This window comes from Parabacteroides sp. AM58-2XD (assembly GCF_003463685.1).
Lineage (GTDB): Bacteria > Bacteroidota > Bacteroidia > Bacteroidales > Tannerellaceae > Parabacteroides > Parabacteroides segnis.
In genome coordinates this window covers 41,584-62,286 of sequence record NZ_QSDP01000027.1, presented here as the reverse complement: position 1 = coordinate 62,286, position 20,703 = coordinate 41,584, and the positions used below count along the sequence as shown (strand labels likewise).

17 protein-coding genes and 1 pseudogene are annotated in these 20,703 nt (G+C 42.9%); 14 read left to right on the top strand and 4 right to left on the bottom strand.

From position 1 onward, the window contains the following. Positions 1-116: 116 nt before the first annotated feature. From DXA15_RS08865 to DXA15_RS08810, 13 genes and pseudogenes are all read left to right on the top strand, one after another. A complete protein-coding gene (locus DXA15_RS08865; RefSeq protein ID WP_010800151.1) occupies positions 117-1,001 on the top strand; it encodes an AraC family transcriptional regulator in 885 nt (294 codons plus the stop codon). Positions 1,002-1,236: 235 nt separating this feature from the next. Then, a complete protein-coding gene (locus DXA15_RS08860; protein WP_233567021.1) occupies positions 1,237-2,466 on the top strand; it encodes a cellulase-like family protein in 1,230 nt (409 codons plus the stop codon). 113 nt (positions 2,467-2,579) lie between these two features. Further along, positions 2,580-5,725: pseudogene (locus DXA15_RS08855) on the top strand (SusC/RagA family TonB-linked outer membrane protein). Between the two features lie 12 nt (positions 5,726-5,737). Further along, positions 5,738-7,087: a RagB/SusD family nutrient uptake outer membrane protein gene (locus tag DXA15_RS08850; protein WP_369683049.1), complete on the top strand. Its 1,350-nt coding sequence runs from the start codon at positions 5,738-5,740 to the stop codon at positions 7,085-7,087. Then, positions 7,084-7,431 (top strand): RagB/SusD family nutrient uptake outer membrane protein, encoded by a 348-nt coding sequence (locus tag DXA15_RS27925; RefSeq protein WP_369683048.1) that lies wholly within the window; start codon positions 7,084-7,086, stop codon positions 7,429-7,431. The genes DXA15_RS08850 and DXA15_RS27925 overlap by 4 nt, the downstream gene beginning before the upstream one ends. Positions 7,432-7,453: 22 nt before the next feature. Then, complete coding sequence (locus tag DXA15_RS08845; protein ID WP_128133801.1) at positions 7,454-8,287, top strand: hypothetical protein; 834 nt, start codon at positions 7,454-7,456, stop codon at positions 8,285-8,287. Between the two features lie 21 nt (positions 8,288-8,308). Then, the gene (locus DXA15_RS08840) at positions 8,309-8,974 is read left to right on the top strand and encodes a GDSL-type esterase/lipase family protein (RefSeq protein ID WP_128133800.1); all 666 of its coding nucleotides are present in this window, start codon (positions 8,309-8,311) and stop codon (positions 8,972-8,974) included. 8 nt (positions 8,975-8,982) lie between these two features. After that, positions 8,983-11,835 (top strand): glycoside hydrolase family 2 TIM barrel-domain containing protein, encoded by a 2,853-nt coding sequence (locus DXA15_RS08835; RefSeq protein ID WP_128133799.1) that lies wholly within the window; start codon positions 8,983-8,985, stop codon positions 11,833-11,835. Positions 11,836-11,866: 31 nt separating this feature from the next. Then, on the top strand, positions 11,867-12,424 hold the full coding sequence (locus DXA15_RS08830) for a glucose-6-phosphate isomerase family protein (protein WP_128133798.1): 558 nt from the start codon (positions 11,867-11,869) through the stop codon (positions 12,422-12,424). 6 nt (positions 12,425-12,430) lie between these two features. Next, positions 12,431-13,399 (top strand): ROK family protein, encoded by a 969-nt coding sequence (locus tag DXA15_RS08825; protein ID WP_128133797.1) that lies wholly within the window; start codon positions 12,431-12,433, stop codon positions 13,397-13,399. Continuing rightward, complete coding sequence (locus tag DXA15_RS08820; protein WP_128133796.1) at positions 13,380-14,195, top strand: glucose-6-phosphate isomerase family protein; 816 nt, start codon at positions 13,380-13,382, stop codon at positions 14,193-14,195. The genes DXA15_RS08825 and DXA15_RS08820 overlap by 20 nt, the downstream gene beginning before the upstream one ends. Before the next feature lie 26 nt (positions 14,196-14,221). After that, positions 14,222-15,652: a sugar porter family MFS transporter gene (locus DXA15_RS08815; RefSeq protein WP_128133795.1), complete on the top strand. Its 1,431-nt coding sequence runs from the start codon at positions 14,222-14,224 to the stop codon at positions 15,650-15,652. A 35-nt stretch (positions 15,653-15,687) separates the two neighbouring features. Continuing rightward, positions 15,688-16,245 carry a sugar O-acetyltransferase gene (locus DXA15_RS08810; RefSeq protein ID WP_010800140.1) on the top strand — a complete coding sequence of 186 codons (558 nt, stop codon included), beginning with the start codon at positions 15,688-15,690 and terminating at the stop codon, positions 16,243-16,245. A gap of 81 nt (positions 16,246-16,326) precedes the next feature. Here DXA15_RS08810 and DXA15_RS08805 read toward each other — a convergent pair whose 3' ends face one another. The 4 genes from DXA15_RS08805 to DXA15_RS08790 form a co-directional block, all read right to left on the bottom strand. After that, the gene (locus DXA15_RS08805; protein ID WP_128133794.1) at positions 16,327-17,532 is read right to left on the bottom strand and encodes a DUF418 domain-containing protein; all 1,206 of its coding nucleotides are present in this window, start codon (positions 17,530-17,532) and stop codon (positions 16,327-16,329) included. A gap of 22 nt (positions 17,533-17,554) precedes the next feature. Continuing rightward, the gene (locus DXA15_RS08800) at positions 17,555-18,217 is read right to left on the bottom strand and encodes a flavodoxin (protein ID WP_128133793.1); all 663 of its coding nucleotides are present in this window, start codon (positions 18,215-18,217) and stop codon (positions 17,555-17,557) included. Between the two features lie 99 nt (positions 18,218-18,316). Next, on the bottom strand, positions 18,317-18,814 hold the full coding sequence (locus DXA15_RS08795) for a cupin domain-containing protein (protein ID WP_128133792.1): 498 nt from the start codon (positions 18,812-18,814) through the stop codon (positions 18,317-18,319). A gap of 111 nt (positions 18,815-18,925) precedes the next feature. Continuing rightward, a complete protein-coding gene (locus tag DXA15_RS08790) occupies positions 18,926-19,456 on the bottom strand; it encodes a transcriptional regulator (RefSeq protein WP_369683047.1) in 531 nt (176 codons plus the stop codon). Between the two features lie 165 nt (positions 19,457-19,621). Here DXA15_RS08790 and DXA15_RS08785 point away from each other — a divergent pair, with 165 nt between their 5' ends. Continuing rightward, on the top strand, positions 19,622-20,533 hold the full coding sequence (locus tag DXA15_RS08785; RefSeq protein WP_128133791.1) for an AraC family transcriptional regulator: 912 nt from the start codon (positions 19,622-19,624) through the stop codon (positions 20,531-20,533). Positions 20,534-20,703 lie beyond the last annotated feature (170 nt).

Sequence of the window (20,703 nt, the reverse complement as noted above, 5' to 3'; positions counted from 1 at the left end):
AAAATACCATAATTTCCTGCGAATATCAATAAATATTAATATAAGCTCGATTGTATATTTGTGCAAGAGGCATAAGTATGTATTAGCTAACCATCTTCTTTATTAAATAAAACATTATGATACCACTTTATCAGGAATTACCATTTACGAGCAATAGCTATATAAACTTCTATAAAGAAGATTTGCCACATTTTATTGTTCCGTGGCATTATCATCCCGAAATAGAAATTATGTATATATTGGAAGGTACCGGAACACGTTTTGTCGGGGACCATATTGACAGATACCAGGAAGGTGATGTTTGTATGGTAGGACCGAAGTTACCCCATGAATGGCGGAATGATGATGAATTCTTTAAACAAGGTGCCGGACTGAAGGCGTCTTGCCTTTGTTTGTTCTTTCTAAAAGATATTTTTGAAGAAAATCTGATCCGCCTACCGGAAATGAACAATATTCGTCAGTTGATAGAACGTTCCAGGCGCGGCATTAAGTTTATGGGAAAATCCAGAGATACGATCGGTTCTTTCATCCAACGTTCGGTGAATGATACCGGGGCTGCCCGTATTACCAACTTTATCTCGTTACTGGAAATGATGGCGACGACAGACGAATATGAGTTGCTGGCAAGTGTCGGATTCACGGAATCTGTCAATTCTTCGGATTTTGAAAGATTCGATAAAGTATACCAGTATATGATGAAGAATTTTACAAAACCGATAAAACTGGAAGAAGTCGCTTCACTGGTTGGTTTGACGCCTAATGCTTTCTGCCGTTATTTCAGGGGACGTACCAAAAAGACATTTGTACAGTACTTGAATGATATACGTATCGGGCATGCTAAAAAGCTATTGATAGAAGGACGTATGAAGATTTCGACGTTAAGTATGGAGGCTGGTTTTAATAATTTGTCAAACTTTATTGAGCAGTTTAAACGCTCCACACAGATGTCACCGTCAGAATATCAGAAAAAGTTCGGAGTAAAAAACCGGAAAGTTATCTGATTTCAAAATTATGGTAAAATACCAGCATTATGCGCAAAAATAAAGAAAAGAAGTAGGATTAACTGACTATATCTTTGCCATATAGAAATCCGAGATATAGTTAACAGTTATAATTCTAATAATAGAAAGCCTATGGATACACAAGCATTTGAATAAAGAGTTTTATAGTGTAAATGCAAATTATCCCGTTTAAGTAATGAATATGGACAGAAGGAATTTTATAAAACAAACTACTATGGCAACTTTGGGTAGCCTTGCCTCTTTTGATCTGTTTGGAACTTCTTCTTTTAATGAGGTAGTTCCGGAAATGAATAAGAGAAAGATATTGCCCCGTGCAATTACCATGTGGGACTTTTCCTGGTTGGAACGTCGTTGGCCGGGAGCCGGTTACGAAGACTGGGATAAGGTGTTGGATGAATTGCTCGAACGTGGTTATAATGCGATACGTATTGATGCTTATCCGCATCTGGTTGCAGAGAATCCGACCGGGAAATGGATGTTGAATGAAGTCTGGAACCAGCAGGTTTGGGGAAGTCCGGATTTAAATGAAGTACAGGTCCAGCCTGCTTTGAATGAGTTTCTTACAAAATGTCGGGAACGCGATATCAAGGTAGGACTTTCTTCCTGGTATCGTCAGGACGTAGATGATACCAGGATGAAGATAACAACCCCGGACAAGATGGCTGATTGCTGGATATCAACTCTTAAATCGATAGAAGCGGACGGGCTGTTGGATACTGTATTATTTGTGGATCTGTGTAATGAATGGCCGGGAAATTTGTGGGCTCCTTTCTTTTCATCCCAATATCCGCATGTTGTATGGGGACAATGGTATAAGGAAGAGTCGCTTCAGTGGATGAAACATGCTTTGAATCGGATGAGGAAAGAATATCCGGATATGCCTTTCCTCTTTTCCTTTGATTATGGGGATGTTCAGAAATATGAGGAAGTAGACACTTCTTTCCTGGATTTGTATGAGCATCATATATGGATGGTTCATCAGAATAACAGCGAGTTTTATAAGATCGTGGATTATAAGGATGGACAGTTTTCTCCCGAAGCCTATAAGAAAGTGGTGAGATCTGCTGAAAAGCTTTACCGGGAGAAACCATTGTACTGGCAGAAGTTGCTGACCGATAAAATAGAACTGACAGGGAAAATCGCAAGAAAAACAGGACGGCCTCTTATTACTACAGAATGCTGGGGGATTGTAGATTATAAAGACTGGCCTCTGCTGAACTGGGATTGGGTGAAAGAACTTTGTGCTTTAGGAACAGTAGCGGCTGCTCAAACGGGGATGTGGGCAGGAATAGCTACGAGTAATTTTTGCGGACCGCAGTTTGCCGGTATGTGGAGAGATGTAAAATGGCATCAGGAATTGACCGCAATAATCAGGTCGGCTGTGTTGGATGAATCTATTGTCATGAATAATGAAATAGCTGCTAAATTATTGAGACGGCTTTAAGTTTCAGTTATCAAAAAGTCTCATGTTAAAATTTATATAAGCGAGAACATATTGTTCCCGCCAGGGGAATTACATTAAAAAAATAGTGATTAATCAATTAAATCAATTCTTTTATGGAAAAGAAAAATAGAAGTTTTTATCTGGTTTTCATTTCCGTTTTCCTGCTTTTAGGAAACCTGCAGGCAGAAGCTCAAACGGGAAGGACTATTTCCGGAATTGTTGTATCGGAGGTCGGTAATGAACCTCTGATAGGTGTAAACGTTGTTCAGAAAGGGACTACAAACGGTGCAGTTACGGACCTGGACGGACGATTTACCTTGACTGTTCCGGACGGAAGTATTTTACAAATTACGTATATCGGTTATCAGGAACAGTTATTGACCGTCAGGCCAAACATTGCAATCTATCAGGTTACTTTAAAAGAAGATTCGCAGGCTTTGGATGAAGTTGTTGTGGTGGGCTATGGCATTCAGAAGAAAAAACTGGTAACAGGTGCGACTGTACAGGTGAAGGGAGACGATATTCAGAAGCTGAACACGGTGAGCGCTTTGGGAGCTTTGCAAAGTCAGACTCCTGGGGTGAACATTACCCAATCATCCGGTATGCCGGGCGAAGGTTTCAATGTGACGATACGTGGTTTGGGTACAACCGGTTCTTCGGGACCTTTATACATTATAGACGGGGTTACCGGTGCGGATATCAATAATCTGAATCCTGCCGATATCGAATCTATTGATGTGCTGAAAGATGCGGCATCAGCTGCTATCTACGGATCACGTGCTGCGAATGGTGTTGTATTGGTGACGACAAAACAGGGGCGTGCCGGAAAAGCGACCATATCTTATGACGGATATTTTGGTGTGCAGAATGTATATAAAATGGTTCCGACACTGAATGCACAGGAATATGCGATGATACAGAATGAAGGTCGTTTAATGGATGGCCTGCCTGCTTATGATTTTAGTTCGATGGTACCCAACTGGGAAAGTTATGCCAATGGAACGAACAAAGGGACGAACTGGTTGGATGAAATGAGGAATGAGAATGCCCCGGTCCAGAATCATGCTCTGAATATTACCGGAGGAAGCGAACAGTCCGTTTATTCTATCGGTATTTCCTATACTTCACAGGAAGGTATTCTGGGTAAACCTGTACAGCCCAAGTATGATCGTTATACATTTCGTCTGAATACCGAGCATACCTTATTAAAAAATAAGGACTTTGATATCATTAAGTTTGGAGAAAATCTTACATATTCTTATACTGAAAAATCGGGAATCTCTATCGGCAACCAGTATCAGAATGATATCAATGGTGCGTTGAAGGCCAATCCGTTCCTTCCTATGTATGACGAAGACGGGAATTATCATTATGCACTGGATTGGGATCCTACCGGTGAAAACCCGGTTGCCCTGATGGATTATGCACATGGTCAGAACCTGACAAAGAAACATAACATTAAAGCGAATGCCTATGTGACTTTACAGCCGATCAAAAACCTGAAGATCAGGAGCAGCTTCGGTTTGACAATGGAAGCTAATTCCTATCGCAGTTTTAAACCGGTTTATGAGTTGGCTTCGAATGTGTATAATAAAGAAAATGAGGTGACTCAACGTATGTTATCAATTCCGGATGGCTTTGGGAAAATACGGTAAGTTATGATTTCAAAATCAATAATAATCATAATTTCAGCGCCTTGATTGGTCAGTCTATGGAACGGAGTGGTTTAGGTGACAATTTATCGGCTAGCAATGTCAACTCGATTTTTGATGACTTCGATCATGCCTATCTGGATAATACAACCGTTATCTATGCCGATAAAACGACAGTCGGTGGTTCTCCTTATATGAAAAATGGGATCTTACAGAAAAGAGGGATCGCTTCTTTCTTCGGCCGTATCAATTATGATTATAAGGAAACTTATTTGTTGACCCTGGTCATGCGTGCCGATGGTTCATCGAATTTTGCCAAAGGAAATCGCTGGGGTTATTTCCCTTCAGTTTCTGCCGGTTGGGTGATGAGTAACGAAGCATTTATGGAGCCGACGAGAAATTATCTCGATTTCCTTAAAATCCGTGCCAGCTGGGGACAAAACGGTAATCAGGATATCGATCCGTTCCAGTATCTGGCAACGATCTCGTCCCTGAAGTCCAATTATTTCTTCGGACCGGACAAGCAAACTATTTCTTCCGGGGCTTATCCCGATATTTTACCTAATAAGGATGTAACGTGGGAAACTTCCGAACAGCTGGATTTAGGTCTGGATGCCCGTTTCCTGGGTAGCCGTCTGGGACTTTCATTCGACTATTATATAAAGACAACCAAAGATTGGTTGGTACAGGCTCCTATTCTGGATTCCTACGGTACGAACGCTCCTTATATCAATGGCGGTGATGTTCGGAATAAAGGTATTGAACTGGCTTTGAACTGGAATGACCATGTTGGAGATTTTACTTACGGGGTAAACCTGAATTTGTCGCATAATAAGAATGAAGTAACCCGTATTGCCAACTCCGAAGGAATTATTCACGGAAGTCCGAATATTCTGAGTGAAGGTACAACGGAAATGTACCGGGCACAGGAAGGATACCCGATCGGTTATTTCTATGGATATAAAACGTTGGGTGTTTTCCAGAGTGAAAAGCAGATTGCAGAATATACAGGAGCAAAATTGTCAGATACAGCTCCCGGTGACTTGATTTTTGCAGATACGAACAAGGACGGTGTGATTGATGATAAAGATAAATGTATGATCGGTAACCCGCATCCGGATGTTACAATGGGATTGACACTGAACTTCGGATATAAAGGATTTGACCTGGGGATAACGACAAATGCTGTATTCGGTAACCAGATCGCCAAGTCGTACCGGTCGTTTACAGACCAGCCGAAAGAAAACTATACAACAGACATTTTGGGCCGCTGGCATGGTGAAGGCACTTCCAACCGCTTGCCTCGTGTTGCATCCGGGACGAATGTAAACTGGCTGTACATATCGGATATATTCATTGAAGACGGGGATTATTTCCGTATCCAGAATGTGACTTTAGGATATGACTTTAAGAAACTATTCCCCCGTATGCCGTTAGGTCAGGCCCGGTTGTATGTGACAGCTCAGAATCTGGCAACCTTTACCAAATATTCAGGAATGGATCCGGAAATCGGATATGGTGCTGATAAGAGTTGGGTGTCCGGTATCGATGTCGGCTTTTATCCAAGTCCGAGAACATATATGATAGGTGTTAATTTAAAATTCTAATCGATTTAAAATATGAAAAAGATAGCATTTCTTTCATTACTTGTATTCCTGTTTACAGGTTGCGACGGTTTTCTGGATTCAGAAAATCTGGTGAAAAAGGATACGTCGAGTTTTCCGGAAACATCGCAGGATGCATTGGATGCGTTAACCGGAGTGTATTCCATATTACCATCAGTAAATGTAAACCAATGCACTTTTCTGGTATCCGAATTGCTTTCGGATGACCGTCTGGGAGGTGGAGCTGCCGTAGATAGAAGCTGGGCAGCAATGGATCAGCTTAAAAAGATAAATGACGATATGTTCCCGGATTTCTGGAAAAAAATGTATCAGGGGATTTTCCGTTCCAATATGCTGCTGGAAACTCTCGATGTGGTAAAGACATGGGAAAAACCGGAGTTGAAGGATCAGATAGCCGCTGAAGCCCGATTTCTGCGTGCTTACTTCTATTTTGAATTATGCCGTATGTTTGGAACGGTACCTTTGGTTCTGACGACAGAAGCTGTGAATAATCCGCGGGCCGAAGCCAGGGAGTTATATGCTCAGATGGCGGATGATTTGAAATATGCCATTCAGACGTTGCCGGATAAAAAATATGAAGTAAAAGACAGCCAGTTGGGACATGCAACGAAATGGGCTGCCGAATCATTGATGGCACGTGTCTATTTATTTTATACCGGATATTATAAGCAGGACGCCCTGCCATTGACTGAAGGCGGTTCTGTGACAAAACAAGAAGTGATCAACTGGTTGGATGACTGTATTAATAATAGCGGTCATGGGCTGGTTTCCAATTTTGGTAATTTATGGCCTTACGCAAATTCCGCTACGGCTCCTGATTATAAGTTCGCTACAGATAATAACCTGAGTTGGGTGGGAGATGACCTGAATAACGAAACGATCTTTTCCATTAAATATTCTGCAATGGGAAATCATTCTACCAGTATTTATTATGGAAACCAACCGGTACTTTATTTCTCCATTCGTGAACAACCGAATTATGAGAATATATTTCCGTTCGGACAAGGTTGGGGAGCAGGACCGGTCAGTACAAATCTGATAAGCGACTGGGAGATAAGCGAACCAAATGACTTCAGGCGTGCCGCTTCTATCTTGGACGTAAACGATCCGGATGAGAATATAAAAAGTTATACCTGGGGAGCCAGTATGCAGATACAGGAAACAGGTTATTGGCAGAAGAAGTATATCGCAATAAACGCACATCAGGCAAAGTCGGACGGAACGACAGCTTGTGTAAATTACAGTTGCATATTGTATGGACGAACTCCTGACTTCCAGATCGATAACACACAGGATCAGGTGATCATCCGCTTTGCAGATGTATTGCTGATGATGGCAGAGTGAAACAGGATGTCAGTTATTTGAACCGGGTACGTGAACGTGCCGGTTTAACCCCTCTGGCTGCTTATACGGATAGGGCATTGCAGAATGAACGCCGTTGGGAACTAGCCTTTGAAGGTTCCCGTTATTATGATTTGCTTCGTTGGGGCATTGCAGGCGAATCCCTTGAAAAACAGAACGGCGTAAAAGTTAAGAATAATGGAGTGGATGATGTGATGAATATGGGTAATCTGACACAACGTATCCAGGAAACGGGAGGATTCATGCCTATACCCAAAACACAGATTGATTTATCGGCCGGCGTACTTGAACAAACTCCGGGATGGGGTAATGATGCATTGTATTAATCAAACAGTTAAATGAAATTATATGAAAAAGATAATATTCGCTCTTTTTTCGCTGCTGGCAATGTTTCAGTTGTCTTGTAATCCGATAGAAGAGGAGCATAAACAAGGTAGTGTGATCGCGGAAAGCGAGTTGAAGTTGGATGTATATCCGCTGACAGAGGGAGGAAATAAGATTGTTATGATCAATAATACTCCGATGGTCGGATCTCATTGGAATTATGGTTCAGGCATCTCTGTGCGTCAGCAAGATACGGTACTGGTCCCGTTTTTGGGTGAGAAAGAGATCGTTTTCACCGGAATATGTGCCGGAGGAACCATTTCTACGACCCGTAAGGTGACCATTGACAATATTCTTTATCCGATAGAAGATGAATGGGCCATTTTTGCAGGAACGGATAAAAATGGTAAGGACTGGATGTGGGATTATACAAGTCCGGACGATGTCGTTTGGGGAAATGGCGGCTATCCCGGAAATACCGCTCCGGCCTGGGCAACGATCAAGGCGGGAGATATGGATGATCAAGATCCGGAAGTCGGGAAAGACGGCGTTATGCATTTCGACCTGAACGGTGCTGCCAATTTTACGAAGATAAGTCAGACCGGAAAAGTTGTGGAGAAGGGTAGTTTTAAGTTTGATATGACTAAACAAAAGGTGATGGCTGACGGAACTCCCTGGTCTATCGGTACATTGACAATTGTGGACGGAACGATCCTGAAAGGAGTTTCTCCGAACGAAGGAGGGAAAACGGTTCATGAATTTGACATTCTGAAGTTGACCGAAGATAAATTGGTCCTGGCGCATGTCTTGTCTAATGGTTGGGAAGCGTGGTTCTGGTGTTTTAAAGTGAAAAAATAAGAAGGAAAGGTGTGATAGATCATGAAAAAGATAGTTCTGCTTTGTATTTTATTCTGTCATTGCGTTTTAGCTTCGGCCCAATATGAACGGGCTGAGCGATGGGAAGAAAAGATTCAGGAGTTAAGGGATAAAAACAGTAAGGAAGGAATCCAACAAGGTTGTGTTTTATTTATAGGTAGCTCTACGTTTACACGATGGGGAGATACACAGAAGTATTTCCCAAACTCGGTGGTTGTGAACAGGGCATTCGGTGGTTCCATGATGTGCGATCAGATCTATTTTTTCGATGAAGTTGTCAAGCCTTTTAATCCTCGCCAGGTCGTTATCTATGAAGGCGATAATGATTTGAATGAGACGGAGACTACTCCTGAACAGTTTATGGAAGATGTCATTTGTATGAGCCGTCTCATTCATTATCATTATCCGGAATGCCGTATTCTGCTTGTTTCCATCAAGCCTTGTCCGGCCCGGGTGAACTCTTTTGAGAAATACAAGAAAGCCAATCGACTGATGGAAGAATATGCTGCATTGTATGATTATATGGATTATGTAAGTGTCTGGGATAAATTTGTCGATGAGAATGATTGCCCTATTATGGAATACTTCAAAGAAGACCATATTCATATCACTCCTGAAGCATATCTTCTTTTTAAAGAAGTGATGGAAGATAAATTGTTGAAAAAGTAGGTAAAACTATGATAAAGATATATTGGTTATGTTTGCTGGCATTCCTGTTGATCGGAGCGTCAGTACAGGGGCAGAGTAACTTGAATTTCGGACGGACCGTCAGGCAACAGGCTGATGAACTTCCCCGTTCAAAAGCCGGAAAGATTATAACGGAAAGGAAAACCTACCAAGCTGTATCCGGACAGTTACAAAAGGATGAAGAAGGTAATTTCCTGCTTTCCGGCGGTTGGGAGATGATCGAAGGATATAAGCTGGCAGGAAAAGGTATGTCTTTGTGGGATACCCGGACAAATGCCGATGAATGGTATAATGCGGTTGTGCCGGGAACGGTCCTTACCACACTGGTCGAACAGTCGGTATATCCGGATCCTTATTATGGCCTGAATAACTTACTGATACCGGATACGCTTTGCCGTATGGACTGGTGGTACCGCATCTCATTCGAGATACCTCAGACGATGAAGGATACGGACTATCAGATATTACTGAACGGTATCAACTACAAGGCGGATATCTGGTTGAACGGCATCCGCCTGGGTACAATGAACGGAGCCTTTAAAAGAGGCTTGTTTCCCGTGGCCGGTTTGTTGGATAAACAGGGAATGAATACATTAGCCGTTCATATTTTTCCACCCAATAATCCGGGTATTCCGTTTGAAGAGAATAAGGAATGGTTTGGCGGTAATGGTGGTGCCCTTTGTCTGGACGGACCGACTTTTATCTCTTCGGAAGGATGGGACTGGATACCCGGTATCCGGGACAGGAATATAGGTATCTGGCAGGATGTCAGACTGGTTCCGGTAGGTGATGTCCTGATGGAAGATCCTCAGGTCATCACAGATCTGCCATTGCCGGATACGACTTATGCCGATATTAAAATTAAAACGCGGTTGGTGAATACAACCCCTGAGACACAAACGGTTTCCGTGAATGGAAAGATAGGAGATATCTCTTTTTCACAGGAAGTAATACTGAAACCTTCCGAACAAAAAAATATAAGTTTCACACCGGAGCAATTCGGACAACTCCGTATCCATAACCCTGCTTTATGGTGGCCGAACAGTTATGGGGCACAGGCTTTGTATAAATTATCCCTGACTGTGGCTCAAGAGGATCAGGTAAAGCAAAAGAAAGAGATCCGTTTTGGTATCCGGGAACTTTCTTATGAACTGATGGCACAGACAGCCGAAAAGGAAAATATACGTTTTCAGTATAGCCCTACGGATGTAGAGGAAGGAAGATCTTTGTTTGATTATAAGAAACGTGTACCGGTGGAGAACCCGGCTTTTTCTTCGATAGTCATTCCTTCGTTAACTGACGGAGCAATACAATATCTCCAGAAGGAGACCACTCAGCCGGAAAATCCTTTCCTGACTATTTGTGTAAACGGAAAGCGTATCTTCTGCCGCGGGGGAAACTGGGGAATGGATGATGGTATGAAACGGGTAACCCGTGAACGGTTGGAACCTTATTTCCGTTTGCATAAGGAAGCCAATTTTACCATGGTGAGAAACTGGACCGGAGAATCTACGGAAGAATTGTTTTATACTCTTTGTGATGAATACGGTTTGCTCGTTTGGAATGACTTTTCCATTTCGACTCAGGGATACAACCTGGAACCGTTGGATGATGAATTATTCCTTGCCAATGCCCGGGATATTGTCCTTCGTTTCCGTAATCACCCCTCTATTGCCATCTGGTGTCCGCGTAATGAAGGATATGCTCCGGAAATATTGGAAGACGGTTTTCAGAAGATAATCAATACCGTGGATGGTACCCGGCATTATCACGGGAACTCCAGGGATTTGAATCTTTGTTCAAGCGGTCCGTGGCACTACATTGATAATCAGCTGGAGTATCTGACCGGAAAAGCGGATGGTTTCAGTACGGAGTTGGGAGCACCGTCCGTACCGACCGTCGAAACTCTTCGCAAATTTATACCGGAAGAAGATCTATGGCCTATCGGTGATGTTTGGTATTACCATGATTTACACTATGAAAGTTTCGATTGGAAGAACTATATCCGTGATGTGGAAAAGTTAGGACAGGCTCCGTCACGTAATGCGGATGAATTCTGTTCACGTGCCCAGTTCATTAATTATAATCTGTATCGTAATATGTTTGAAGCTTGGAATCAGAAAATGTGGAACTATGCCAGTGGTCTGTTGTTATGGATGAGCCATCCGGCATGGCCAAGTATGATCTGGCAGACTTATTCATATGATTATGAGACGCACGGTTCATTCTATGGAGCGAAGAAAGCCTGCGAACCGATACATGTCCAATGGAATTCAGTAAACAAAAAACTACAGGTCGTTAATACGACACTTGAAAACATGCCGGGTGCGAAAGCCTTATTTAAGGTGTACGATCTGAAAGGAAAGCAATTGTATGAGAAAAAGATCTCTGTGGAGTTAGAAGCAAACAAGCTGACGGACTGTATGGAAATTACTTTGCCTCCGGAAATCAGAGACGTTTCGCTCGTCCGGACCCAATTATCTGACCGGCGGGGAAAGATCGTTTCGGAGAATGATTATTGGATCAACCCTTCCGAACCAACCGATTTCTCTGTTTTACAGGAAGGAGGAAAATCAGAACTCCGCATAAAATGGAATACACCGAAGATAAAGGATAATAAGATATTGATCCGGGCAGAGATAAAAAACAACTCGCAAAAGATCGCTACCGGTATCAAAGTGAATGTGCGGGACAAGGAATCGGGAAAGTCGCTATTGCCGGTATATGTTTCTGATGGTTATTTTAACCTGCTACCGGATGAACATAAACAGGTCAGTATAGAAATTCCCGAAAATCTGGCCGGCAAGGAGTTTTACGTATCGGCTGATGAATGGATCAGATAATGAAGAAAATCAATGTGACAAAATAATGATTATGAGAACAAACAAGGTTTTTATACCCGAAGTCTTTTTTACCAATGATTGTCTTACAGGAGAAGATGTTGTGAAATCAACTCGTGTATTGGGTGATCTGGACGGGGTATTCCAGGATAAAGAGGCATATGGGAAGATGAATAAAGAACAGGCCGTTTATCATGTCAGCAGTTATCTCCCGGTTTTGGAGAATACCCCCGGTGGCCTGTTCATGGGTATTACGACACTTTATCCCGGTAAGGTCGGGCAGGAGTATTTTATGACGAAAGGACATTTCCATTCCAACAGCGATCGGGCAGAGTTTTATTGGGGGGTGGAAGGTGAAGGCTTCCTGATCCTGATGGATGAACGAAGGAATGTATGGGCTGAACGGATGTTTCCGGGAAGTCTTCATTACATCCCGGGGAAAGTCGCACACCGGGTAGCCAATACCGGGTATCAGAAATTGGTATTTTCCGCCTGCTGGCCTTCTGATGCCGGACATGATTATGCGACAATTGCCGATGCAGGGTTTGCCCGGCGTCTGGTGGATGTAAACGGAGTTCCTACTTTAGTTTAAAAGGATATGATTAAATATACTATTGGAATCGATTTGGGAGGTACCTTTATAAAGATCGGCTTGATCCGCTCCGGTAAAATTCTGCATTTTACTGTTTTACCGGCAGACTCGGAAAAAGGACTTCGGATCAATCTACCTAAAATAAAGGATGCAATCAATAATTTGCTGCATAACAACGAAGTGCATACTTCTGAGTTGGCGGGAATCAGTCTGGCATTTCCCGGTATCGTGGATGTAAAACACTGCCAGGTGCTTGCTACGAACGAAAAATATGATGATGCGTGTGAGTTGAATCTACAACTTTGGTGTGAGTTGAATTGGGGAGTCCCTTTTTATATGGACAATGACACCCGGATGGCGACAGTTGGAGAATGGGAGTGCGGAGCGGCTCGGGGACTGGATAATGTTGTCATGATGACGATCGGAACCGGGATAGGCACCGGAGTCATTCTGGATGGCCGTGTCCTGTATGGTGAACATTATCAGGCAGGTTCGTTAGGCGGTCATTTTGTTGTCGATTATAAAGGACGAAAATGCAGTTGTGGAAATGTCGGATGCGTAGAAGCGCTTTCTTCATCCTTTTTTCTTTCTTCTATTATAAAGGATAATACAAAATTGACAGCTTCGTTCAGGGACAAGGCTGACTGTTATGACTTTGAAGAAATATTTAGTCTGGCATCCCGGGGAGATATCGATGCTTTGCTTGTGAGAAACGAATGTATGGATGTATGGAGCGCTGCAATTGTGACCTATATACATGCTTATGATCCACAGGTCATTGTGCTGGGAGGAGGAATTATGAAAAGTAAAGATGTCATATTGCCTTATATTCGTGAACGGGTGGAACGGCTGGCCTGGTGTCCCACGGAAAAAGTAAAGATTGTAGCATCGGAATTAGGAGATAATGCAGCAGTGTTGGCGGCAGAATATAGTTTTACCAATAAAAGAAGAAAGAATGAAATTTTATCTGCCTGATCGTTCCGGTCACGATTTTGTATTTGATCCCGGACTCGATATAAAATTAACCGGAGATCCGATAGGCTTTTCTTATGGTCCCGGAATTTTCGGACCAGAGGTAGAAACACGCAGGTTGAAGGATATTTCCGGGAGTTTGATGAACCCTGATTGTGATGGTCCTGATATAGTCTATTCGATAGCCATGGATGTCGGTAAAGTCGTGCATCGGGAATTACTGAAATCCATGCATCTGCTATACGGAGTTGTAACGTATGCAGCCGGTAAGCTGGGGACGGAACCTATCCGTAGCCAGGGACATATTCATAAAGTATCCCCTTTCAGTAACTGGTCTACTCCGGAAGTGTATGAGATATGGTCCGGTGAGGCGATTATTTATATGCAGGAATATGCCGGAGACAGTCCCGGACGCTGTTTCGCCGTTTATGCCGGACCGGGAGATGTAGTAGTAGTTCCTCCTTACTGGGTACATGCTACTATCAGTGCAAATCCGGACAGGCCGTTGACCTTTGGTGCCTGGTGTGACCGTGAATATGGGTTTGTGTATGATGATGTTAGAAAACATAAAGGTATAGCCTGGTATCCGGTGTTCGACGGATCGGATGAGATTCAGTGGCAGGTTAATCCTTACTATCTGAAATCGGAATTGATATGCAAATCTCCGTCGGATTATTCGATGTTGGGGATAAAAAAAGATAAATCTATTTATCGTACTTTTGAGGAGGAACCGGATACTTTTCTGTTTGTCCCGTCTCCGCAGATAAAAGAAGATTGTTGGAAGGAATTTGTTCCGTAGAAACATTTATATATAAATTTAATACCATGAAAACAGCGCATAACAGGATGTTGATTTATGTCATAGCCATTATTGCGGCAACCGGAGGTCTGCTTTTTGGCTTTGATACGGGAGTGATATCGGGAGCTATTCCTTTTTTCCAGAAGGATTTTGGAATAGACAACGGAATGGTTGAACTGATTACGTCGGCAGGGTTGTTGGGAGCCATCCTGGGGGCTTTGTTCTGTGGTAAACTGACGGACCGGTTAGGACGCAGAAAAGTGATTTTGGCATCTGCCGTTATTTTTGCGGTTGGGGCAGTCTGGTCAGGGATTGCTGCCGATGCCTGGAATTTAGTATTAGCCCGTCTTTTTCTGGGAGTAGCCATAGGCGTTTCCTCTTTTGCCGTTCCTTTATATATAGCTGAAATTTCACCGACAAAAGTGAGAGGTACGCTTGTCTCCATGTTCCAGCTAATGGTTACGATCGGGGTGTTGGTCTCTTATTTATCAGATTTGTATTTTGCGGATGAAAGCGATATGACTTGCTGGCGGCCGATGTTTTATGTGGGAGTTATTCCGGCTTGTATCCTTTTGATTGGTATGTTTTTTATGCCGGAAACTCCGCGTTGGCTGATGAGTCAGGGAAGGCATGACGAGAGTATCCGCATTCTGAACAGGATAGAAGGGGAAGAGCAGGCAAAGATTTCTTTTCGGCAGATGCAGGAGGAGATAAAAAGAAGTGGAGCGGAGAAGTCCGGGTGGAGAGAGCTTTTACAGCCCTGGTTGAGGACACCTCTTATTATTTGCATAGGGATTATGTTCTTCCAGCAATTTGTCGGGATCAATACAGTGATCTATTATAGCCCTAAAATCTTTCTGATGGCAGGTTTTGACGGGGCTGTTGCTGCTATATGGGCCTCTGTCGGGGTTGGATTGGTCAATGTTATTTTTACGGTTGTGTCTGTCTATTTTGTCGACCGCCTGGGAAGAAGAAAACTTTATTTTATAGGATTATCCGGAATTGTCGTTTCGCTTTTACTGTTAGGCTTGTGTTTTGTTTATGTAAATCAGTTGGGCGATTCTGTAAAATGGGTGGCTATTTTACTTATATTCTGTTATGTAGCATTCTTTGCCATCAGTATAGGACCTCTAGGATGGCTGATTATTTCGGAAATCTTCCCGTTGAAGTTACGTGGGCTGGGAGCTTCCCTTGGTTCACTTTCCGTCTGGCTTTTTAACAGCATTGTCTCATTTACCTTCTTTAAGATCGTAAAAGCGCTGACAATACCGGGAAAAGAAATCCTTATGGAAGGAGAGGACCTGGGGAATCCTGCCGGTGCTTTCTGGTTTTACGGAGGGATTGCTTTTCTTGCGCTGATCTGGGGGTATTTTTATGTTCCTGAAACAAAGGGCGTCTCTCTGGAACAAATAGAAAGTTTCTGGCGGAAGAGGGAAAGTCCCCGTAAGCTGAAATAATTCTTATATTTGTAGGGAACATAAAAATGTAGCCAATGACAGAGAAAGAAAAATGCCGTCAGGGTTTGTTGTATGATGCCAACTACGATGCTGAATTGTTGTCGGATCGTGAGAAAGCGAAAGAACAGCTTTACGATTATAACCGTCTGCGTCCTTCTCAGCAGGAGGAAAAGACGCAATTACTGAAATCTTTTTTGGGTAAAACAGGAAACAACCTGATCATCGAACCGCCTTTTGCCTGCGATTACGGATATAATATTGAAGTAGGAGAGAACTTCTATGCGAATGTAAACCTGGTTATCCTGGATGGGGCTAAGGTCTGTATCGGTGACAATGCTTTTATTGCCCCGAACGTTGGAATTTATACTGCCGGTCATCCGTTGGATGCAGAGCAGCGAAACCGTGGTCTTGAATATGCTCGTCCCGTAACTATCGGACATAATGTCTGGATCGGTGCCGGTGTAAATATCCTGCCGGGAGTAACCATCGGTGATAATACTGTGATCGGTGCCGGCAGTGTGGTAACAAAAGATATTCCATCGAATGTATTGGCGGTAGGGAATCCTTGCCGGGTGGTCAAAGAGATAAAGTGATTTCAAAAAAAACATCGTTCCGGTGATACTTGATGATCTGCGGAACGATGTTTTTTCAGATGGAGATATAAAAACTTACAGTTAGCGTACCAGCGGTTGCCATTTCATATAGGTTCCCGTTCGCCACAGCCATTCCATCGGGCCATAACGGAAACCTTTCAGCCAATAATGACTGATTGCAATTTGTATGCCTGTATAAGCAAGGCAAACCAATACGCTCAGGAAAACTCCCAAATGACTCCAATCCAATCCGAAACCGGAAAAGATGAAGACACCGGCCACAGACTGTACGATATAGTTTGTCAACCCCATACGGCCGTAACTGACCAACGGTTCTACAGCCCGTTGTACTTTTTGTGAACGATAAACTTCCATTACAATGATTACCCACAGATAAGCGGTCAGCAGATTGATCAGATTGGTGGTAGTCGATCCCATCCATGAATAGAAAGAAACTTCTCCCCAGGCAACCGCCGGAATATAAGGTCTCGCTACGTAAAGCAGACCTAATAATACGAGGGCTGCCAATGCCCAGCGATTTAACCGTTTCCGGAATTCATCCATACGTTCGAATAAACGGATACGCCCTACAATAAGCCCTAAGATAAAAAGTCCTAAAGTCTGGTAAATACGTCCGCTCGATACCTGGAATCTCATTTTACCGACCAGTCCGCTCCAGGCGTTATTCTTTATCGTTTCAGATAAAGTAGGAACTTGCCGGGGACCTGTTGGACGGGATGCAGGTCTGGCAGTAACCTGTTCCACCTGCTCTATAGCCGGTGCCGTCAGACTTTTATAGACTACCGGTACAAGTGAGGCGCCTCCCAGGAAAAGAAACAAGGTGATACCTGCCAGTAATTTCGTCGGCCATTTATACATTAATACCAGCACGAAACCTAATATCGCATATATCAGCAAGATATCCACACGAACAATCAAACCATGCAAATAGCCAATCACTGCCAGTAATAACAATCTCCACAAGAAACGTTTCCGGAAATCGAGCCCTTTCTTTGCCGCCCGGTCCATCTGGATAAAGAAACTTAAACCGAACAGGCAAGAGAAGATAATGAAGAATTTGCCGAAAACCAGATAATTTATAAACCATCTGAAAATCTCATTCAGCGTTCCTTCCCATGGGAACATTGCTTGGGGGGCCATTGTCCCTATCGCTCCAAAATGTTGCATGGCATGAATCAGGCAGATACCGATCAGTGAAAAACCACGCAGGGCATCAATTACTGTAATACGTGCGCCGGGTGAGGTTGATGTCTTATTTATTTCCATTTTATTCGTTTGTAATTAATTTTCATTGACTCTGTTTGATTCTCAACAACCATGCTTCTACATCATCTGGACCATTCGGCATATCTATCCCGGCATCATCATTTTGTGGTTCACGGATATTCTCGGGATCGAGATCTTCGGGTAATGTTGCCGGAATATGAATAGACTCAGGCGTTACCTTATAAATCTTTTGCATCGATTCGTTCAGGTAAGTCGTAGCACCGTAAGTAATAAACGGAATGATTACCTTATTGCCTAAATCATAATTTTCGAGGAATGTACAGACCACCATCGCCGGTTGATGCCACCAGCAAGGTGATCCGACGAATATCGTGTCGTATTGTGCAATCGCCTCTTTGTCGGGAAGGTTTGCTACACCGGGGCGCAGGTCGTTATATGCTTCGTTTTGTATCCGTTCGGTATCATCATAAGGATTCGTCGCATACGGATCGGCTGCATTAATACGGTATATGTCAGCTCCGGTCAGTTCGGTAATACGTTCGGCTATCGCCTGTGTCGTGCCGGTTGCCGAGAAATAGGCCACTAATGTTTTACTGTTCCCGGAAGGCAGGTCGGAAGACTCTGGCTGTTCCGTATCCGGAAAAGAGGTATCATTATTCTCTGAGCAGGCACTTATTGTTGTTGCGGAGAAAAGTAAAAGCGAGATTAATAATAAGTTTTTCATACTGTTCTATTAAGATGTTATTTGTCTAATTTATTTTCATGCAACCATTCAGCCAATAAATCGGCTATCTTGACATTATTAAGATCGGACATCATACTATTATTCTTTATAATCATTATATTCTTCATCTGTCACCGGATCATACCATTCGGTCGCACCCAGTGAAACCTTTGTGTTGATGGCAATATGTGTAAACCCGCTGTCGGGGGCCGCACCGTGCCAATGTTTCACATCAGGAGCAATAGCTATAACATCTCCGGGTTTAAGAACCTGAATCGGTTTCCATTTTTCCTGATAATATCCTTTACCGGCAGTCGCAATCAGAATCTGGCCTCCCGGATGTGAATGCCAGCTGTTACGGGCTGACGGTTCAAATATGACATCGGACACTACCACGTCAAATGTTTTGCTGTCGGTCATCAGACGTTGCAGATAAGCCGTTCCATTGAAATTTACTCCTTCTATGGCATTTCCCTTCGGAAATATCGCCGTCACCAAAGATGTATCGGCAGTTGCAGTTGCCGTTTTATCGGCTTGTTTGGAAGTGCAGGCGCTTAATATGGCAACCCACAGCACTAATATACTTATTTTCTTCATATTGGATATTTATTTGAGGGGTTATTTATTTCTACTTTTATTTATCTGGTACAAAATTACCTGATATAAACCATCCGGAACAGGCATAAATTACTGATTCATGTATAATTATTACTGATATGAGTAAATGTGTCTAGTTTGCCTGATTACAAAAGCGCACGCAGTAATTGAGTAGCAACTCGATATGCGAAGCGATGATCGATGCGCTGTGGCGGTCGATGGCATGATGCAATTCAGCCTGATCTTTTGGAGACTGTCCGATATGATCTGTTGCTCATGTTCTGATAGCGGTCCCCGGCAGCGGCAACGTGTCGGATAACTATCGATACGTCCCTCTAATGATGTCTCATATAACAGATCGGGATGGAATATAATACCCGTATAGCCATTGGTCGAACGATGTTCGAGCGATGGGATTTCTACCATTTCTCCGGGATGAATGAGGCGGAGTTTGTCTTTTCCGGAATATTGATTTCCGTCTAACGTTACATAATACAAAAGTCCGTAAAAATCACACGTCATACGAATATCGCGGTTCAGATTTGCGTTCGACAGGTCAATTATACTAATCAACGGATGCAAGGTTTCCCGCCCCGTCAATTTGTTAAACTGATCGATCGTCATAAATTCCCTATTATTCATTTATTCTGTTGTCATTTAATTATTATTTAGCATACTACAAAATTACCGTGTCCGAAAAGATTCTATATGATACGAATTACGGATATACGTATAATTATTACTGATCGGATCTTATAACTCACAGATATTTATTACATTTGTCGAAAACATAAATCACGAACCGGCATGGATAAAATCATAAAACTGAATACGGTTAAAGACTATAATGACTTTCTGGGTATCGAAACACCGCATCCGTTGGTCAGTGTGATCGATGCGTCAAAGATCAGTCCGTTACGTCATGTACGTAAGAATATTGGTTTTTACGTCGTTTACCTGAAAGATATTCAATGTGCCGATCAGATCAAATACGGAAGGAATTATTATGATTTTCAGGAAAATACCCTGGTGTTTGCTGCTCCCGGACAAGTGATCGGCAATGACGATACAGGAGAAGAATTTCAGCCAATGGGATGGTGGCTGACCTTTCAGCCCGAATTATTGCACGGCACACATCTCGGACATCATATGCAGGACTACACTTTCTTTTCCTACGCCGTAAATGAAGCGTTGCATCTCTCAAAGCAGGAACGCCAGACCATAATAGATTGCATGATGAAGATCGACGAGGAGATCAGGGAGGCGAAGGACAAACACAGTAATTTAATTATTTCTTCGGCCATCGAGTTGTTGCTTAACTATTGTGTCAGGTTCTATGACCGGCAATTCATCACTCGTAAGAAGGCAAATAAAGATACGTTGACCGATTTCGAAAAGTTACTGAATGACTATTTTACGTCCGGAAAACCTTTATCCATAGGAACTCCTACCGTTGCTTATTGTGCGGATCAGTTGCATTTGTCTGCTAATTATTTCGGTGACTTAATCAAGAAAGAAACCGGAACGTCCGCCCAGGAATATATTTTGGTAAAAACAATGGCTGTTGCAAAAGAACTATTAGCCGATCCGTCAAAGTCGATCAGTGACGTTGCTTATGCGTTGGGTTATCAATATCCCCAATATTTCAGCAAAGCCTTCAAACGGGTTATCGGATGTTCACCGAATGAGTATAGGACATCGGCTAAGGTATTGTCTTGAGTTTTATGGATAGAAGAGGTACGGAGAGTACCCTATAACCCTTAACCTCAAAAGCTATAGTATCTAACCCCAAAAGCTTAATACTTTAACGGCAAAGCCTATTACTTTTGCAAACTATCACCTCGGTGACGTTCCAGCATCATCCCGATGATATTTCATTGTCACCGGGA

What these genes read in the sequence shown, in the direction of transcription:
- DXA15_RS08790 (WP_369683047.1), bottom strand. Translation starts at nt 19,456, where the DNA reads ATGAATAATAGGGAATTTATGACGATCGATCAGTTTAACAAATTGACG.
- DXA15_RS08830 (WP_128133798.1), top strand. Translation starts at nt 11,867, where the DNA reads ATGAGAACAAACAAGGTTTTTATACCCGAAGTCTTTTTTACCAATGAT.
- DXA15_RS08850 (WP_369683049.1), top strand. Translation starts at nt 5,738, where the DNA reads ATGAAAAAGATAGCATTTCTTTCATTACTTGTATTCCTGTTTACAGGT.
- DXA15_RS08805 (WP_128133794.1), bottom strand. Translation starts at nt 17,532, where the DNA reads ATGGAAATAAATAAGACATCAACCTCACCCGGCGCACGTATTACAGTA.
- DXA15_RS08810 (WP_010800140.1), top strand. Translation starts at nt 15,688, where the DNA reads ATGACAGAGAAAGAAAAATGCCGTCAGGGTTTGTTGTATGATGCCAAC.
- DXA15_RS08800 (WP_128133793.1), bottom strand. Translation starts at nt 18,217, where the DNA reads ATGAAAAACTTATTATTAATCTCGCTTTTACTTTTCTCCGCAACAACA.
- DXA15_RS08845 (WP_128133801.1), top strand. Translation starts at nt 7,454, where the DNA reads ATGAAAAAGATAATATTCGCTCTTTTTTCGCTGCTGGCAATGTTTCAG.
- DXA15_RS08785 (WP_128133791.1), top strand. Translation starts at nt 19,622, where the DNA reads ATGGATAAAATCATAAAACTGAATACGGTTAAAGACTATAATGACTTT.
- DXA15_RS08825 (WP_128133797.1), top strand. Translation starts at nt 12,431, where the DNA reads ATGATTAAATATACTATTGGAATCGATTTGGGAGGTACCTTTATAAAG.
- DXA15_RS08820 (WP_128133796.1), top strand. Translation starts at nt 13,380, where the DNA reads ATGAAATTTTATCTGCCTGATCGTTCCGGTCACGATTTTGTATTTGAT.
- DXA15_RS08840 (WP_128133800.1), top strand. Translation starts at nt 8,309, where the DNA reads ATGAAAAAGATAGTTCTGCTTTGTATTTTATTCTGTCATTGCGTTTTA.
- DXA15_RS08815 (WP_128133795.1), top strand. Translation starts at nt 14,222, where the DNA reads ATGAAAACAGCGCATAACAGGATGTTGATTTATGTCATAGCCATTATT.
- DXA15_RS08860 (WP_233567021.1), top strand. Translation starts at nt 1,237, where the DNA reads ATGGCAACTTTGGGTAGCCTTGCCTCTTTTGATCTGTTTGGAACTTCT.
- DXA15_RS08865 (WP_010800151.1), top strand. Translation starts at nt 117, where the DNA reads ATGATACCACTTTATCAGGAATTACCATTTACGAGCAATAGCTATATA.
- DXA15_RS08795 (WP_128133792.1), bottom strand. Translation starts at nt 18,814, where the DNA reads ATGAAGAAAATAAGTATATTAGTGCTGTGGGTTGCCATATTAAGCGCC.
- DXA15_RS08835 (WP_128133799.1), top strand. Translation starts at nt 8,983, where the DNA reads ATGATAAAGATATATTGGTTATGTTTGCTGGCATTCCTGTTGATCGGA.